The following is a 16402-nucleotide window of genomic DNA, read 5'->3' as shown; positions in this document are numbered from 1 at the left end:
ATTGTTGCCGACTCGAATACCGCGACGTCACAACCGAAAGGTTGCGACGCGCCAGTTCGTTCAAGGGCCTGCCCAGGACGTTGGAACGCATGAAGCTTCCGTCCGTTGAAGCTCCGGAGAAATCCTATGAACAGACGGATTGACGAAACAGTCGCAGTGCGCGCCTATCAGCTCTGGGAAAAGGCCGGCAAGCCGGAAGGACGCGACGAGGAATTCTGGCGTCTCACCGAACAACAGTTGCTCAACGAGGATAAGAGCTCGCCTCTACGCACCCCCGACACTCTCTGAGGACGCCAACTGCTCATTGGCCGAACTCCGGCGATTGGGCCGCGACCGCGTCGGCATACGGATGAATGTCGTAGGCCCAAACGATCGATGCGCCTTCAAACTGGCGCCAATTGATGTCGTCCGCCTTGGCTTGGGTGAAGACCACGGCCGTTCCGGCAAAAAGCGTGGAACAGAACGTTTCGGGCAACCAATAACCGCGAGAAGCGGCGAGCTTTCTTGTCATCATTCCCTTCTAGGCTCTTTGGCCCGTGAACCCACGCGCCCTCCTCTTCCGGGGCCGCGGGGCAGGGATGCTAATCCGTCATTTTTTCGCCTTGAGGCGGCTTTCAAACCAACGTTGGGTAACATTGGGTAAGATCCAAATTCACGCTTGGTGCCGACGGCGCACCTGGTGGGTAAGACAGCATCACGGTCGGGTTCCGTAAAACAGGTCCTTCTCGGCGAAGCATGATCGCTTTCGCTGACTTGGCTATCGACCTGACGAGGGGCCCGGCCTTCGGACCGGACGCGCATGCGCTCGGCACGCTTGACTTCCAAACAGCTGAAAGCAGGGGCGCCAGTCCCGCCCGATTCGACCGCAGTCGATAGCTCGTCAGGACTGAGAGGGTCAGTTGCCGGAATCCGAGGGGCAATGAGCTCGAGAGTCCGTCATCATCTCGGGCGCATCGAAGGTGATCCTCGCTTTCTTGATCGGTGCACGATCTTGCGGTGTGCTAGTAATGTTCGAATTATCCACGCTGGCTGTCCGATAATCAGCTAGATTGCCGCCCAGAAACAAGACCTCGGTCTCCTCGCGCGGTATTCCCCCTAACCAATCTCGCAGCTCCTCATCTCCGCGAGCATGCCCACGCTCTAGAATATCGTTGATCTTTTTGATCGGCCAGGCGGTGACGCTTGGTACCGTATAAGTGTGCAGCTTCTTAGCGTTCCTTGCAATCGCGTTCGCGCCATTCTCGCTGTGGTCCTTTGAAAGGAGCAGTCGCGAGGGGGTCTGGCACAATGACACAAAAGCACTCTCTGTAACGCCTTTCGTGTGCCATGCCGCGAGACGCGCCATATCAATTTCGTCCTCCCTTTCGTCGTCCGAGCAGATAGCAGCCTTATAAACATGCGGGCTAGCCTGAGCACGCAAACCGGCTAGGGAACGCACATGCGCGATGGCACTCACCTCCTTGTCTAGAATGGGCTCACAATCGATGTCCTCGTTCTGAAAGCGGTGCAGCGACAGATACGATGATGCCAGCACATCGTCGAAAATGCGGTCGCCGTCGATACTGCCGGCAGAAGATCCGGCAGTTCGTTGCCACTGAGCGGCTCGCTGTGCAGCGAGTTTGATCTCGTTCTTCAGCGCCTTAACGCTCGCTCCGGCTAGCGATGCGGCAAGTTCGGCGCGCCCCCTGACGAAGGATGCGGCCGGGCACCGCTCGCTTTCCTGGATGGCGGCCGCTCTCCGATTGCCCCTCGTCATGGTCGAGGGTGATCCAATCCGGGAATCCGTCGAAGCGGCAGTTGAATATGATGTTCGGTGTGACCGCAGTTCGCTCAGCTGCTGCTCAAAGTCCGCTTGATCCGGCGACGGATGTGCTGGTGAGCTGGTTTGTGCGCTTAGGCCGCCCGGCTGTTGCTGCGTCCGCTGCTGCTGGGTCAAGGGTTCTAATGTGTTTGGTGGATCGATGTTCATCTGTTCCCCTCGCGCACGTGACGTTCAGTTTGATCTTGGCAGGTGCGTCTTTCGAGAAGCTGACAAGTGAGGAAAGGAATGGGACCGACCGCCAACTTTTCGGGGGCTTCCCGCTCGGCTACCGACGCTACGGTGCCGGCTCCGACTCAGCCCAGCCAGTGTTTCCGAAAAATGCATTCCGGCATCCCTGGCGCGTCCCTCGCGTGAGTGTGGCAGCCGGGCTAGCCAATTTGGCTCTCTTAAGTCTCTAAGTGCGTCAGCTTGTCGACAGCTGAACCTAATAGAGCGAGAACAGAGAGCGACACTATCTGCTCGGGATTGCGACCGACTCAAACGGGAGGTGACATGGACCCATTTAACAGCATCAACCCATTCAACCAAGATCGCGCTGCTCACAACGCCGCGGAGCCACAACCGCAACAGCAGCAAGCGGAGTTTGAGCCGTATTTGGATGAAGTGTCGCAGCTTGATACCCGTGCCGTCGCAGGGGTTCCTGTTTCTCCAGATCACTACTATCCTCGTTTGTTCGACGAAGACCGTAGACTCACCGAGGCGTTGGAACTTGTGCACCATAGGGCCCAAGATCCTCATCCCGAAGATGTAGTTGCCAGACGCCTCGGGGGCGCCGCCGCGCAGCACAGCGCGCCGCGAGAAGCTTTGAGTTGGCCGAGGCAGCTGACTGCGGAACATCACGATCAGGATCCGCTGCGGGGGATGATGGACGAAGCCATCCCAGCACCGTCTCTCAACCCAACCGCGCGCGATCACCAGGCATCGGATCCCGGCGAAGCCGTTCGTCACTTCAACTGGAGCGACGGTTACCAGCCGGCTGCGAATGAACGGACGGGGAGCGCCTCCCTTTCAAGTCACGCGGCCCTCATGGGTGAGGATTTCAGCGGGCAGTTGAGTCCTGCGAAGAGGCAGAGGACGCTAAGCCATGCGGAACTGGATGCTATTGAGCGCCAGCTGAGCGAGCCGGGCAATTCAATGGCTCGTGTGCTGATGGAAAGCACCGGCGCACCGTCGCCTTTCGGGCCAGCGGTCGCTTCGCCATTGGTCCTTCCTGAGGAAGGTTACGATCAGGATCAGCTGTGGGCGATGGCGGAAGACGCCGGCCCATCATCGTCTCTCGAGCCAACCGCGCGCCATCAGCAGACCCTGGATTTAGGAGCGGTCGTTCGTCCTCTCAACTTCCGGCAGGGCGACCAGCACGCGTCGGCTGCGCTTGACGGTAGCAGCACCCCGCCGATCCAGGACAGCCGACCCAACAGTTTCGTGGTTCACACTGACCGCTACACCGCGCTGTTCGTGCCCGCGGCGACGATGAGGCGAAGCAGCCCACTCAATCCGCCAGGCGCTGCCATGCGTCCCGGCTTTCGACTGGAAGGCGTTCCGAACCCCAGTGCGCAGCCGGCGAATCGGGCCTCGCAAGCGCAGCTTGGACGGTCGACGGAAAAAGCCGCTCCGGCGTCCGCCAGGGCTGAGACGCCGTCCCCCGCGGCCCGCGAGATTTATGCTGCATCATGGGCCGTTCCCGAGGGCTTTTCGCACGGCACCCAACCCGCCCCGGACACGATGCTCTCGAAGCTCGGCCGCTGGGGCCTCTTGCCGGACGCGGCGCAGCCGGCAAAACAGTACGACATTCGTGGCGAGCGCTACACCGCCCTCTTGGGCCCGGGAGGGCCCAATGACGTTCGGCTCATCCATCACCCACGAATGGAGGCCGACTGACACTCCCGACGCTAGGAGCCCGTCCAGATAGCTCTGGTATCGGGCTTGTTAATGGACGATAGCTTGCTCCAGCGACTCTTGCGAGCTTGGCGACCTTATGGGCGGTGCAGATGAGCGCTCCCCGATGAACTTGCGCGCATCATCGCTCAGCGACTCCTCGTTCAACCGAACGGCCACCGCCTCTTGTTAGCAGGCCGCCAAAGCTGCGAAGAAACACCTACGGTGTTCTTGACGGCACGTTTGGCGGCATTGCCCTTCGTAAGGCCCTGCTCAAGCCCCGAAATAAAGGAAGCATCCTCGGAGTAAAGAGGCTGCTTCCTGCCTCCCATTGAAACCCCGGTCGACTGAGCTGGCGGCACCCGACGACGACGGATCTGGTGGTCCATCAGCCCCAGATGCATATCCTGGTCGTGGCCTTCCGCAAAAGCTCCTCTGGCCAACGGCGTCTGCGGCGTCGTCCATCCGCCTCGAGCCTATCAGTGCCGTATCTTCGGGATCAGCAATGGTCGGGATACCGGGCGCGATCGCCATCGCTCTAGCGCCCACCGATGACTTCCGCAGCTGAGCCAGTGCTGCGCCGACGTTGCCGCCAACGCCAGTGTCCTGGTTATAGCTCTTGACATCAGCATCCAGCGCCTCCGCGGAAAGCCGGCCAGCAATGCCCTTCCTATTTTTTGAGGCAGATAGTCGCTGAAACCTCTGAGAGCAGTGCATAGATCCTCCCAACTACGCCACCGACGCTCGCCGAGTTCACTGAGAATCCTGATCCGACAGCAGCAGCACCGAAAACAATGCAGAGATCGAAGAAAACTCGAAATCGTGGTGGATGCGCGATTAGATGACCCTACCGATTCTTGCAGGAGATTTGCGGGACTTAGGTCAGTTAGCTTGCTGGGTGTTAGTCACTTCTGGGGATATTTCAGTGTTGATTGTTGAAACCATTTTGAAGCCAGACCGCTTTGGCGGCATCGGACTTTTCTCTGCCACTCTTTTACCTAAAGGCACGTTGGTTTGGATTCATAATCCAATCGTTGACATTGCCGTGACGCCTGAACAGTACGAAGCCCTTCCTCCAACATTTCAAGCTTTACTTGACAAGCATGCCTATCCAAGAGACCGCGATGTTGATGATGGTGTTTTAGAGTACAATGCTGACAATGCCCGTTTCATGAATCACAGCAGTCAGCCAAACACATATCAAGAGGATCATCGCCGAATTTTCACAGCCCGTGACGTACAACCCGGTGAAGAACTGACTTGCGATTACTTGTCTTTCGATCCACGGTGCGATTTATCGTGGGTTAAAGAGCTGGCGCCGAATCCTGGAGCCCGAAGGCGCCAAGCGGCGTTGGATTGAGTTTGCGGTCTGGCGACGTTGATTCCGTCGGCGAATTTACACCGGGAAGAGTTTCGGCAGCGGCTGTCCCCCATCGAGACGACGCGAGTTGAAGATCATCGTGAGCGCGGTCTTGTTCGACGTGCCGCGGCCGCGCACGAACGCGGGAGTTCACTACGCCTGTTGTGCCAACCTAAGGCTTCGTTACTGACTCGCTTTTTTGCTCGCTAATGTCCGCAACGCGTCCTGGCAGCGAAAACACTGGGCTGCTGCGTCCCCCGTGAGTCTTTAAGGGAATTGGAGCGGCGTTCATGCAGAAGCAGACCGTGGGAGCGGACGCTGCTGCCCCGAATGCCTCGACGACTTGATTGACGAGAGCAGCCCGGTTCGCGTGACGACGTATTTGTCGATGCGCTCGGCTGAGATAGGCTTTGAGGTTGCAGAGCCGGCGGCGGTTGGCCATCGTACCATCCCTCGGCGCTCCTCAGGCTTTACATTTAGGCTATCTAAACCCGGGTGCAGTCGGGGGGCTGGCGGCTGGAACGAGAGGCCGGGCGCAATGTCGACGTGATGTGGCTGCTGGTTCGGCTCGCTCCCGATCACAGACGATTGCGGACTTCCGCAAGGACGACGGCCTGGCGCTGCGCAAGGTGTGTGCGAGCTTCGTCGAACTCTGCCAAGAAACGGGCCTTCTGGCGGCGGCCAGCCGTCGCCATCGACGGTAGCAAGTTCAAGGCCGCGAACAACCCGGACAGGAACTTCACGCGCGCGAAGATGGAGCGACGGCGTGCTCTGTTGGAGGAGAGCGGCACACTATCTGAGCCAAATTGACATGGCCGAAGCCAAGAGCCGACGAGCCTCCGACCACGAAGGTGACGAGGCTTATCCACAAGCTGACAAAGCCGAAGGAAGGAAATGGACATGCTTGCTTTATGCGAGGAGCAAATGCTTGCTTCACCAAGTGACCTGCCACTGAAGTTTCATCCAGCAGCGGTTAGGTACGCCAAGTGACTTGCAGCGAGACCGAAGTTTGGACCACCCAGAACTAGAGTTTTGCGCCTTGGTCACGTTGGCGGGCTGGTTGCGCCGATACGCAACAGCCCCCTGAGACCACGATTTGCGGTGTAAATAGAAACCCTTAGAAGCCATTTGGAGAGTCGCTGAGCGGCCTCCCCGGATGGCCGGTGTTCTTGCCCTGCCCGTCCGAAAATAACGCATGGGCGACTCGCTTCCGTCGACTGTGAAGCGTCGGAACTTCTCTGAACCATGCCTCGTCAAGATCGTTAATCCGAGCACCGTGCGAAGGAGGGCAACATGCAGGACATGGCGGCCAGACTGGAAAAACTCCGCAAGGACGCTGCGGAATGCGCACTCATCCGAGACTTAGCAACCGATCCAGCAAAGCGCGAACTGTTCAAGCAACTGGCGGAGCAATACGGAGCGCTCGCAGATGCCGTCGAGCAAACGATGAACCGCTTCGGCAGCGGCTCAAACACGTTTCTCGCCACCAATCCCATTGTAGCGCACGGAACCGGCTCGTTAAAAGTTGAATGATCTTGCCAAAAATATCTTAGAGGTTGCACCGGCTATCTAGCGCACCTAGCGTATTCTCCCTGACTTTTAGGGATGATTTTGCCATGCGAAGTAGCGTGCTTTCTAGCATTTGCATTGTGTTGATCGGACTGACCCCTCTGGTCGTTATCGGAATAGCTATGTTGATCTGGTGAAAGTCTCGGCGCGGATGCATGTGAAGTACACCTGATGACGAAGGCCCCGTCGCCCGACGACCGGATCGAGCAACGGGGACAGCGCGGTCCAAGCGCGTTGGCAAGTCTGGGCGCCATGAATTTAGAACCCGCCGCGCTTGGACACAGCAACACCGTTTCTGGCTGTTCGTTCCGCTTTCTCGCACCTGCTATTCGCCGTAGCTGCGCTCCGGAGGTTTGTGCGGCGTACTGGGCCGGAACCATTTCCGCTTTTCACGACTTAGTGAGTCCGCCAGCGCGGTGCGCGGTCCCTGATGGTTCATCCGCCAGCCCCGGATATCAGGGACCGCCTTACTGCACTGCGGCGAGGGCCATGACTGGTTTGTCCAATGACCGAAGCGACATTGTTCATGTTGGGCGTGGCAGGTTTGGCTGTGTGGTCCGCTATCGTCGCGGTGTTTGAAATCAATGCGGCATGGCGACGAAGCCAGCTACGACGGCGAGGCTCTACACGATCTCGATAGCTTGGACGATCGCCGGGCCGCTCAGCACCGCCCCTGCTTCCAGAGACCGGGCGGGCACCCGTGTCCGCGCCAGCCGACCTTGCGACCGCGACTCCAGCCAAATGGTCGATAACCGTAGCCACGACCCCAGCCGTGACCGTGACCCCAGCCGCCACCGCCTCTTACTTGAATTAGCTCAGTGCTGTTCGTGGTACCCGCCGCGAGGGGGTAAGCAGGCGATCGGGGCAACGCCGTCACCGGCGAAGTCATGAAGGCGATCGGCAGTGCGAGCGTCACTCCAAGAAACAATATGCGCATGGCGCGGTCTCCTTCCGCATTTCGATACCTTGATAGCCTGAACGGGAAAAATGGGGGCGAAACCTTTCACCCCCGTCCGGTTCGTCCCCAGAGGAAAGAAACAGGCGGTCCTGACCGTGGGGTAGTCCATTGGGTGGCAGGACCGCCTGACGGCGCAGCTTCAGCCGTGCCTGATTGAGTAATTCCAATTCGGGCAGCATCAGGGCGGTGCGAATGTTGGGCGATCGGTGAGCGGTCGAGGCGATTGCGGATCGGCACGATACGCCGGACGAGAAAAAGTCATCGATTTCTAGTTCAACCGAGCACCTGAGGTGATTGGGTCCGTCTTGTTGTCGAACAGGACTAGGACCTCACCTGTATCAAGGCCAAGGTCCCGCAACTCTTCTTCGCTGAGTTGCGAAGCCGCCGTCGCCGCTTCGCCGGAGCAGTCGTTCATAGCAGCCGTGATGGCGTCGGCTGCATTAGGGATCGCCACCGCGTATGTGATGTGCCCGAAATTGCCGCCCTCATCGAAGACGGCGACCATGATCACCCATCCCGCCGCGGCGACACCCTCGTTTGTCATCCAAAGAACCACCAATAGGTGAGATATCCGATCGCCCAAAATATGACGATCAGCACGCCAGCTTCAACGAGGCGGCGTGACAGGCGATCGTCATACGGCATCGGGCGGTTACCTTGTGCAGGCGAGACGGTCCCCGCCGTGGGGTAGCTAGAATGGGATGGCCGGGACCGCCCGCCCCAGCACCGCAGAACCGCCGCTGGCGCGCGTTTAATCTCTCGTGGCCCTGGCAGTCGCAGAAGTGTCTAAAGTCATGAACCAGAGCTGTCCGTAGGATACCGGAAACCTCTTCCACGCGCGTCGCGTGTTGCGCTAGGCTCACAACTTCAAGAGGAGCATCCGGGGTGACGAGCGAGAAACGGGCCGGTGTTTTTAAGGAGCGTCCACCGATCCTGCCGCGCCTCCGTCGCGTGCAGGCATGGCGCAGGGCGCGGCTGCAACGCCTTTTAGCTGATCCTGATATTGCCAAGAACGACCCGAGGCGGTTGAAGTCCATCAAGGCCGCCAAGCACTACATGGCCGTCTCTGCGCGCGCGGAAGCCATCCTGCGGGGTCTGATCGACCGCTAGCGACGAGCCATCTGCGCTGCCCCCGACAGTGCGTTTGGTAGTGGGTAGACCTTCGCACAGCTTGCACGGGTCTGTTACTTCCGGTTCAGTCAGGGCCTACTTTGAACGGGCGAGGTTAATCTCTCCATGAAATTGTTCGCAACCGATGTTTTCACACCGAACCAATTCCCTGAGTACACGTATATCGAACGTCCGAAGGAGGACCTCGAAGGTAAATTGAAGAGGCTCTCGCGACGCCCAATGTAGTGACGTCACTATCCAGCCCCTCGAAATCGGCAAAAGACCGTTTTGGCGAAAAGGCTGGTCGGAGAGGACAATCTGATCCACGTTTTTAGGGCCGAGGTCAGAAGTGGATCGGAGCTTTGGGAGCGTGTTCTTTCGTGGATGGATGCACCGAGCACTGTCGCTGAACAATCTAGTGAGAGCCGCGCCAACAAGTTAGGGATAGAGGCTGGCGGCAAAGGCTCGTTATTCGTCGCTGAGGCTAGTGGTAAAGGTTCGTTTGACACCACAGGCACCAAATCCAGCAGCGTCACGACGACGAGAGCCGACGCCTCGCTCTCTCGCATCGTGCGGGATATCGGAAACAGCGAGTACGTCGTATCCTTGGACGATTTTCACTACATTCCGACCGCTGAGGCGCAGGAGGACGTTGCTCGCCAGATCAAAGCGGCGAGCGAGCGCAGCATCAAGATTTGCACCGCTACGGTGCCGCACCGCGCCGACAACGTTGTGAGGAACAATCCAGAGCTGGGGCGAGGCTCGCGCAAGTTGACACAACCTTTTGGGCCGCACCTGATCTGGTCGAGATTGCGAAGTCCGGTTTTGCGAGGCTGCAAGTCAATCTGCCTGTATCCAAGATGATGGACCTCGCACGAGAGGCTTGCGGGTCGCCGCAACTCATGCAGCGCATCTGCTTGGATGTTTGCTTCACGTAGCGGGTGAGGAGAAGATCGAAGGGCTGATTGCGTTCCTTGGAGAGCGCAAGCAGCCGTGCACAGACCGAGGCGCCGACATTTTTGGGTTGGTTAGCCATTGGCGGTCATCGCCTCGATGTAGGGTTGCATTGCTTTCCAAACCCCGGCCTTGCGCGCAAAATCCGCAATCTCGGAAGGCTTGGCCTTGCGTGTACGCAGGACCTCGCGCAGTCCTTCGAGCGCGAGATTGAGGCCGGTGCTGTGACGATAGCGCGTCCCGGCGCTCCGCCGGTAGCGGAAAAGATCGACGACGGTCTTGGCCGGGCTGAAGATCTTCACCGGGCAACCTTCGATGATATGCGTCTCGACACCCTCCAGAAGCCGTTCCGGGCTGAAGCGAACGAATTGCATAGGCGGGTTTGCCGGGAGCGGTTGCCGGTCTTTGGGACCGATGGCGATCCAGACCATCGAGGGGATGGTGTCGGTCAGGTCATGGAAGGAGAGTGCCGAGGTCAGCGCGACGACCCCTTTGGGCACGCGCTTGGCGGCCTCGGCGAGGGAGTGATGGGGTGTCGATAGGCGCGTCGGGTAGTTGGTAGAGCCCGCGTCCGAGTTGGACAACGAGGCCCTTCTGTTTCATGCGGGCGATGGTCGCCCGCCGTGACGCCCGCCGTGGCAAGCTCAGCGCGCGATACCGCGTTCCTTGAGGAACTCAATAGCGCGGTCTTGTTGCGAAGCGGCTTGGTCATGGCGCGATTTAATTTGTCGGATATAGGATATTTATATCCGACATTTCACATCATAGACGGCTTGGCTGTTTATCTTCACGCGTCTCCAGACAGGCCAAGCTTGGCGTAGCACACTCGGCGCGGGTGGCTCCTCCAGACACCCGCGCGTCTTTTTCCGCTACCCCCAGGCCGCGGCCGGTCCAAAGACCTGTGGAGACCATTCCATGAACGTGAAGCCTTCTAAACGTGGCGAGTGTCTGCGCCCGTTGCCAGACTAGCGCCTTGACTTCGGTTTCCACCCGCGCCTCGCGCTGAAGCGGCCGGCATAACGCTTCGGTCGCGACCCGGGCAGTATTTGTATTTTATCGGCCTTCAGCTCCACACTTTTTGCAACCTCGCCGCCAAACCATTCGCTAAACCAAGCTGGAATGATCCGAATGTTCTTTCGGCAGGCAGCCGACTGCAGCATCGCCTGAAGCGTCGTGCAGTTGTTTTTTAAGACCGCCCGCTCGCCCCACGGAATGACAGACTTTGCAAAAATCGTAACTGTTTTTGCAGAGGCTGTAATCTTGCGTGGAAATGCAACGCAGCGGAAACCGTCCATGCCGTAGACGCATCTCATCTTTCGAAGCTCGATAGGCTGCCCAATGAACTTGGCGGGGTCGGCACAAATGTCGTTCCACCCAACAAGCCGAAAATCATTCACGGGGAAAGTCATAACGAACTTGTTTGCAATCTCTGTTTCCGGCGAGCGACGTACGTCGGCAGTGAGCGCGGGCCGCGGCGAACAGAGCATGATTGCAGCTCCAAAAGAACACCATAGCAATCTACTGAATTGCACATTCGACATCAAAGCTAGCCCTTTTTTGTATTAAGAATTCGCATCGTCAGCGCCATAACCGAACATTTCGACTGAGCGGCTTGTGCACAGCAAGAACCACACCAACGTTCTACGGCAGAGGCGACGAAGCGGCACGCCGCAGATGCGCGGTACAATCAATTATGTCTGACGAGCTCACATCGCGCTGCGTTCCCTACACTCAGCCTCAACACTTAATGTAAGCGATTTAACGTGCGAGCTGCTCGATGAACCAACAGCGTTTTCGTGCAGGATCGCGGGACCAAACCGGCTCGGAAGCGCAATGCATAGCCACCCCCTAAGACTAGCGAAGCGGCCGACCGCGTTGAGCGACACCTCACTTCGCGTGGACAATTGGAAAAGAGCCACTTCGAGGTCACGGCCCAAGGGTTAACTTCGAAGTTTAATCCGCTTGGAGACGAGGTTATCTCAACGCCGTATTGGACGATGGTTCGTATGGTCCCGCCGGCCTATTCCGGGGGGCACGCCGCAAAGGGGCTCCAGCCGCTGCCGCTGCTTTTCCAGAGCTCGTCCGCAGCGCGCGAGCGTTTCTCCAGAGCCTCGACCTCGGCCAGGATGGCCGAACCCGTTGCGCGTACTCGCTCCCGGCTTTGTCCAGCGCTGCCTGCCCCGAAGCCATTGACTTGTCGCGCCGGTCGCGACCCGTTGCGTCGAGGTTTCCTTCCCGCAGGCGCTCGGTCCTTCGGCCCCAATGTACCGTTGGAATTCAGCTGGGACCTCCGCCTCACGCTCGGTGATGCGAGCGCTTCACTTCACCGGCTTTACGGGAGACTTTTCCCGCCGACGCCTGTTTGCGCCTGCCCCGAGTCGGACGGAAAATCGCAGTGCCGGCGGAGCGGCCGCTCGATCCCACCCGACGCTTGAGGCGCTCAAGACGATGTCGGAAGATCGTCAGCGTTGATAAAAATGCTGCTTGCCCTCAAGAGAGTTCGCTCCGACATCCCGCGCGGACGTCAGCCACCGGCGTTCAGGCAGGCTAGCCTCGATCGTAAGCGCCAGCCCCTTGTCGAGGAAACCTGGATTGAAATAGCCTGATCTCATTGCTGTACACCACGCGAGCCAAAATGCATTGCGTGCGTATTAGAACTTCACGTTGAAGGTGGCATTCAGTCCATTCTGGGTGATGCCTGAACCGAACTGACCCTGGTAGGCGACGCCAAGGGTGCTGTTGCTCGAAAGCTGGAAGTCCAAACCGGATTCGACGAGTGCCACGTCCTTGCCAACGGATAGGCCTGAAGCTGCAAAAGAGCTGGATCCAGCAGCAAAGCTGGCGGTCGACAGCGGAATGAGGTCACCTACGGCATGACGCCAGCCAATATCGGCTCGCGCGGTCGTGGCTATCTCGCCAACTCGAAAGCGCGTGGTCGCGTAGACGCCGAGCGTGGAGAGCGTCGTATCCATCGCGTCAGCGCGAACACTAAGCGCCGCTCCGTTCAATCCCCTCTCGCTAAAGCTATCCGTCGCCGCGCGAACATGGGCGAGATTGGCATAGGGCTCGATCACCGACCCGTCACCGAGATGGACTTTATAGCCGAGTTCTCCAAAAATCTGGAACGTGCCTGCATCGTAGTCCGAGATCAAGTTGTCGTTGAACCCTGGGAACCGAACGTTGCGGTTCATCTCAAGATCGTGCCATGTATAGGCAAGGCCTGAACGGAAGGCGATGGCCCCTTCTGGCACGGTCCACTCGGTGCCGGCATAGGTCCCGAACGTGTAATTGTCGCTGCGGCCTGACGACGAGGCCGCGCCGACCTTGAAAATGGAACGGCTATAGCCTGCAACAACACCGACCCGCCAGTCGTCAAATGCCGACGTGTCTATCCCGGTCATAAAGCCGCTGATGGTGGATCTGGTGCTCGCACCATTGCTATCGCCCGATTGGGTCGTCCATCCGCCAAAAGCAGAAGCCCACGCTGCATACCCCTGCAGATCAGAAGAAGCCGGGCCGACCAGGCCTCTGGCAGAGGCAGAATTGCCGTCTCGCCTCGGCTCAGGACCATAACCCATCACCGCCATCGCTGAGGTTGGCGCGCCGCCAAACGCCTGTTCGAGACGGTTGTAGACTGCCGAACGCGCATAGTAGCTGTCATTGACACGTCTGCCCTGCTCTGACGCATAGATGGACGGCGAAAGCTGACGCAGCCCAGATGTCACCGCCGTGCCGTCCGGCGCGGAAAAGTCGAGTGCCGCGACGAGCGGGTGCAGCTCTACAGCCGCGTTGCCAGCTACTCGATCGAGCGCCGCGCCCACCTGGCGGCTGTTGGCGTCGGCCCCATAACGCGAATAGGCATCGGATGGGCGGGAGAGTGTCAAGGCGTAGGTGTTGTCGCCTTGAGCCGTGGCACTCGCCAGCAAGGTTGGCGATTGCAGCGATGTCGTCACGTTCGCGAACGAGCCCGTGAGATTTGTTGCATTCAGCCACTGATTGGAGGAGACGCTAAAGCCGCTGCCATACCAGCCGCGCTGCGGGGTGATCGTGAGCGTGCCGTCGAGCGTCGCATTGCCGTTCACCACGAGACGGCTGAACGCACCGATATCATTTACCGCGACCTGCAAGCGCCCGGCCGAGGTCTGCAGATAGTCGCCATTCACTTTGATGCTGTTGTCCAGACCGTTGATGAGGGGAGCGACAACACCGCTATTGGCAAAGCGGCCGTTGGCATTGAGGAGATAACTGCCGCTACCGGCCAAGATTGCATCTTGTGCGACACTTGCCTCGTACAGCTCGTGATTGCCAGTCAATGTCGTGGCGCCACCGGCGAACTGCAGCGAAAGATTGTTGCGTCCAACGATATTACCATCGTAGCGGGCTGCAAAATTTGCGTCGGGCTCCTGCGTTGAGTGACCGTTCGCATCAGGCTTCAACCCGAACGTTAATTTGGTCAGGCGCGGAGCGCCGTTCTCGTCAAGCTGGTTGTAGTCAGACAAGATGTCCCCCGACAATGCAGAGCCACGCATCACATTAATCTCGCCGACGTAACCATTGTTCGACATGAACATCGCTGCATGACTGCCAGCCAGGCGACCGGTCAGATCGAACTTGCTGACGAGCGGACCTGCGATCTCGTTCAGCATCGGGGCCGCGTTATTGCCAATCGTGCGAATATACGAGCCACGATATTCACGGTCATTGCCCATCGCATTGTTGCCAAAGTCGAAACTTGCTGCGATGCCATGCTCGCCGAGAGCCTGCACATCCCCACGCTGAGTCAGTGTGTGATCCTTGCCATAGGCGAACATGACGCCGCGCCCATAGGCGCCGTCGGCGTACACGCGGGTTCCGGGCGGGACCATGATGTGATTGTTTTCGCCGTCGACGCGGATGCCGGCGCCCCCTGCTCCTTTCGAAAGCAGGTCGGCGCGCTGGACTACAGTGTTGCCGCTGCCATAGACGTGCAGTCCCAGTCCGAGCGTAGCTGTATTGTATGTATTTGGCAGATAGGCGGTACCCTCAGCATTGCGAGCGAAGAAGGGATTGTCGTTGACCAGATTCTGGCTGTTTCCGTAGATGGAGTACCCGAACAAATTGCGCCGATCGATACTGTAACCTATATCTTGAAACGCGGCGATCTCAACCTCCATCAGGGCGGTGTAGCTCCGGTATCTCTGATGGCTCATCAAGCTGTTCTTAAGCTCGCTATGCGCGGCGAAGGGTGCATCCAGCCGGCCGTCCTCAGTCATCACTCGCACCGGAATACCTGGCATGGCACCGGCCAGCACTTCACTCACATGCTTCCCGGCGAAATAGCCCCGATCGCCGCGCAGGTCGAAAACGTCCTCAGCTGGCAGGTTCACGCACAGCGAGCAATAGATCGTCTGTCCAGGCTTGGCTTGTTTGCCACTGTCGTCGTGCAAATGCTCCGTCCAGGCGTTTACCTTTTCAGGGAAATGCGCTGATAGCGCCCCGTCGGGAGATAGTTCATAGCTAATAGTGCTGAGCATACCGTGCCCATGGGTGAGCTCGTGGATCACGACGGGCGTAAGACCAATCTCTGGAGTCCTTGGCAATTGCGAAGGAATGTATGCTTCGGACGAAAACCCCATCTGGCCGATTGTAACCATGCCATGTGCGCCGTATTGCAGCTCGCCCGGCTCCTGGCCCGTGAGCGCCGCCTGCACCTTGGTGACGCCACCAGGGGACGTACCACTATAGGCAGATGCGTTGCGCTCGCTATCCCCACCGATGTTGACAATGGCCGGCAATTGCCCCGGAACAACCTTGATGATTTCCGCCCAATACCGAAGCGCCGCCAGTGAATGATCTATTTCTGATTGTGGCAAGCTCCGCGTTGAACGCGCGTCACCTCCCCCGTAAGCGCCATCGCCGGGACCAAATATCCGCGCCCGCATGAAGGGCAGGCCATTCGGATCCCTGACGTCGTAAGTTTCAACCGCTCTACTGGGCGAATCCAGCAAGGCACTAGCCGCAAGCACGATGGTCGTAATTGTCTTCGTCTTCATTTACAGATTCTGTTCGAGGTCTTGATTACCGGCGTGCTTCACCGTCCAACTGGATCGCGCGTGCACGCAGATGCGCCAGCGAAGCGCAGCCGTCATTGATCGGACATCGGCCTTGCGCCTTCGTAGCCCGAGTCTGACGGTAGAACTTCAATTCAAAAGGACGGCTAGTTCTCTGCAGGGAAGTCGGCCTTGATGAAGTCAAGTCAACTCACAAGTATGTCCCTCATTGCTGGTGGCCTTGATTTCAACTTCCTCAAGCTCAAGCTCTGGCACTTCACGCTTGCCATTTGCGACCCGCCGAGCCGCGGCTCCCCTGAGCGAAGATGACCGCCCGATGCTTCGCGGCCGTGGCCGATGTTGAGCGTTTTCATTGGCCCCGTTAACAATGCGAGCTCCTATTGTCTTTTGATCGCAGACAGATCCTGCATTCTGCGGCGCCAATCCCGACAAAGCAGGCGACTGCACGCAACTAACAAGCAGCGGAGCAAAAGCCGGGCCAAATCGCCTGATGCCTTCGCCGTGCGCAAACAGATGAACGCAGCAACGCCGCGCGGCGGCCCTTCTGCGTGAAAACGGGCGATGCCTGTTCGTCGCCCGCCAATGTTGTCGCAAACTCGCCATTGCACAGGAGCAAAACGACTGCCCCGCCCGACAATTGCAGCGCGCCCTATTCATCTTTGCTGGCGATCGCCGTGATCGGTTCAAGGTTTGAATGGGGCGCA

General features: G+C 58.7%; 12 protein-coding genes and 1 pseudogene. 6 read left to right on the top strand and 7 right to left on the bottom strand.

Annotated features, from left to right (window positions below; genetic code table 11):
• Positions 1-126 precede the first annotated feature (126 nt).
• Positions 127-288, top strand: coding sequence for a DUF2934 domain-containing protein (locus tag ACVMIH_RS36625; protein WP_456865119.1), 162 nt, complete (start codon positions 127-129; stop codon positions 286-288).
• Positions 289-301: 13 nt separating this feature from the next.
• On the opposite strand, the gene ACVMIH_RS36620 is transcribed toward ACVMIH_RS36625, so the two are convergent.
• Positions 302-511 carry a hypothetical protein gene (locus ACVMIH_RS36620; RefSeq protein WP_456865117.1) on the bottom strand — a complete coding sequence of 70 codons (210 nt, stop codon included), beginning with the start codon at positions 509-511 and terminating at the stop codon, positions 302-304.
• A 384-nt stretch (positions 512-895) separates the two neighbouring features.
• The gene (locus tag ACVMIH_RS36615) at positions 896-1969 is read right to left on the bottom strand and encodes a hypothetical protein (protein ID WP_456865115.1); all 1074 of its coding nucleotides are present in this window, start codon (positions 1967-1969) and stop codon (positions 896-898) included.
• Positions 1970-2314: 345 nt separating this feature from the next.
• Between ACVMIH_RS36615 and ACVMIH_RS36610 the strand changes: the two genes are divergently transcribed.
• The 3 genes from ACVMIH_RS36610 to ACVMIH_RS36600 all read left to right on the top strand — a co-directional run bounded on the left by ACVMIH_RS36610 (position 2315) and on the right by ACVMIH_RS36600 (position 6590).
• Positions 2315-3700: a hypothetical protein gene (locus tag ACVMIH_RS36610; protein WP_456865113.1), complete on the top strand. Its 1386-nt coding sequence runs from the start codon at positions 2315-2317 to the stop codon at positions 3698-3700.
• 838 nt (positions 3701-4538) lie between these two features.
• Positions 4539-5057, top strand: a complete 519-nt coding sequence (locus ACVMIH_RS36605; RefSeq protein WP_456865111.1) for an SET domain-containing protein — start codon at positions 4539-4541, stop codon at positions 5055-5057.
• 1293 nt (positions 5058-6350) lie between these two features.
• Complete coding sequence (locus tag ACVMIH_RS36600; RefSeq protein ID WP_456852849.1) at positions 6351-6590, top strand: hypothetical protein; 240 nt, start codon at positions 6351-6353, stop codon at positions 6588-6590.
• Positions 6591-7852: 1262 nt separating this feature from the next.
• On the opposite strand, the gene ACVMIH_RS36595 is transcribed toward ACVMIH_RS36600, so the two are convergent.
• Positions 7853-8089, bottom strand: a complete 237-nt coding sequence (locus ACVMIH_RS36595; RefSeq protein WP_456865109.1) for a hypothetical protein — start codon at positions 8087-8089, stop codon at positions 7853-7855.
• A 380-nt stretch (positions 8090-8469) separates the two neighbouring features.
• Between ACVMIH_RS36595 and ACVMIH_RS36590 the strand changes: the two genes are divergently transcribed.
• Both ACVMIH_RS36590 and ACVMIH_RS36585 read left to right on the top strand, forming a co-directional pair.
• Complete coding sequence (locus ACVMIH_RS36590; protein ID WP_456865107.1) at positions 8470-8694, top strand: hypothetical protein; 225 nt, start codon at positions 8470-8472, stop codon at positions 8692-8694.
• Between the two features lie 288 nt (positions 8695-8982).
• The gene (locus ACVMIH_RS36585) at positions 8983-9558 is read left to right on the top strand and encodes a hypothetical protein (protein ID WP_456865105.1); all 576 of its coding nucleotides are present in this window, start codon (positions 8983-8985) and stop codon (positions 9556-9558) included.
• Positions 9559-9722: 164 nt separating this feature from the next.
• On the opposite strand, the gene ACVMIH_RS36580 is transcribed toward ACVMIH_RS36585, so the two are convergent.
• The 4 genes and pseudogenes from ACVMIH_RS36580 to ACVMIH_RS36565 form a co-directional block, all read right to left on the bottom strand.
• Entirely contained in the window at positions 9723-10232 is a 510-nt protein-coding gene (locus ACVMIH_RS36580) for a type IV toxin-antitoxin system AbiEi family antitoxin domain-containing protein (RefSeq protein WP_456866714.1), read from the bottom strand.
• Positions 10233-10236: 4 nt separating this feature from the next.
• Positions 10237-10290 (bottom strand): annotated as a pseudogene (locus tag ACVMIH_RS36575) (hypothetical protein); the annotation flags it as partial.
• Between the two features lie 323 nt (positions 10291-10613).
• Complete coding sequence (locus ACVMIH_RS36570; protein WP_456865103.1) at positions 10614-11135, bottom strand: hypothetical protein; 522 nt, start codon at positions 11133-11135, stop codon at positions 10614-10616.
• A gap of 1164 nt (positions 11136-12299) precedes the next feature.
• Positions 12300-15680 carry an autotransporter domain-containing protein gene (locus ACVMIH_RS36565; protein WP_456865101.1) on the bottom strand — a complete coding sequence of 1127 codons (3381 nt, stop codon included), beginning with the start codon at positions 15678-15680 and terminating at the stop codon, positions 12300-12302.
• Positions 15681-16402 lie beyond the last annotated feature (722 nt).

It is taken from the genome of Bradyrhizobium sp. USDA 4503, from assembly GCF_054055815.1.
This window is presented reverse-complemented; position numbering and strand designations above follow the sequence as displayed.

Bases quoted from the DNA above. Each gene is read 5' to 3' on its own strand.
- ACVMIH_RS36615 (WP_456865115.1), bottom strand. From the start codon at position 1,969: ATGAACATCGATCCACCAAACACATTAGAACCCTTGACCCAGCAGCAG.
- ACVMIH_RS36600 (WP_456852849.1), top strand. From the start codon at position 6,351: ATGCAGGACATGGCGGCCAGACTGGAAAAACTCCGCAAGGACGCTGCG.
- ACVMIH_RS36620 (WP_456865117.1), bottom strand. From the start codon at position 511: ATGACAAGAAAGCTCGCCGCTTCTCGCGGTTATTGGTTGCCCGAAACG.
- ACVMIH_RS36610 (WP_456865113.1), top strand. From the start codon at position 2,315: ATGGACCCATTTAACAGCATCAACCCATTCAACCAAGATCGCGCTGCT.
- ACVMIH_RS36625 (WP_456865119.1), top strand. From the start codon at position 127: ATGAACAGACGGATTGACGAAACAGTCGCAGTGCGCGCCTATCAGCTC.
- ACVMIH_RS36565 (WP_456865101.1), bottom strand. From the start codon at position 15,680: ATGAAGACGAAGACAATTACGACCATCGTGCTTGCGGCTAGTGCCTTG.
- ACVMIH_RS36570 (WP_456865103.1), bottom strand. From the start codon at position 11,135: ATGCTCTGTTCGCCGCGGCCCGCGCTCACTGCCGACGTACGTCGCTCG.
- ACVMIH_RS36595 (WP_456865109.1), bottom strand. From the start codon at position 8,089: ATGGTCGCCGTCTTCGATGAGGGCGGCAATTTCGGGCACATCACATAC.
- ACVMIH_RS36605 (WP_456865111.1), top strand. From the start codon at position 4,539: ATGACCCTACCGATTCTTGCAGGAGATTTGCGGGACTTAGGTCAGTTA.